The organism is Acidovorax cavernicola (assembly GCF_003581445.1).
The window spans coordinates 1-579 of the sequence record NZ_QXMN01000343.1 but is presented as its reverse complement, the minus strand read 5'-3'; the positions used below and the strand labels follow the sequence as shown (position 1 = coordinate 579).

Genomic DNA, 579 nt, shown 5'->3' with positions numbered 1-579 from the left:
CGAGCGGGCATGAGCCCCGCTCCCGCCAATGCGATGAATCCCTGCCTTGCCGCTTCATCCAAACCGGGCAAGTCCACTCCGTCGAGAGCGCTGAGGGTCTTGGCAGTCACATAGGAGGGCAGTAGCTCAAGATACGGCTCCTGGAATAACACGCCAGGAGTATTGAGAAGCGCTTCGCGTTCGGCCTCAAAAGATGGCGAATCGGTGCCGAATGCGGATTGGATATACCGCTTCAGATGGCCCTTAAGTTGTTCCCACGAACCGATCGGATCTTCGCCTATGGTCTCTTGCACTCTTACCTCCTCCTATGCATTCAAAGTTTCTGAGCCACGGGCCGCCTCTACGCACGCGAATAGCTCCAAGGCGCACCCCAGCCGCGCAGCGACTTGGCGTGCTATTTCTGCGGGAACCCAGCTGTAGCGAAGCCAATGCCCCGGAACAAACTTCCCGTACACATGGCTGATCACCCCTACAACACATCCAGAGTGGCTGTCGACAACAGGCGACCTGCCATCGGCATCGCTGCCAGAAGAAAGGAAGTGGATCGCGGGTCCCGTCCCCGAACAAAGCGCGAGGGCC

The 579-nt window shown here is 58.7% G+C and carries 1 protein-coding gene; it reads right to left on the bottom strand.

What is annotated here, in order from left to right; translation table 11 throughout:
• Positions 1-293, bottom strand: a 293-nt coding sequence (locus D3H34_RS34130) for a hypothetical protein (protein WP_147400639.1), incomplete at its 3' end; no start/stop codon positions are given.
• Positions 294-579: the final 286 nt, after the last annotated feature.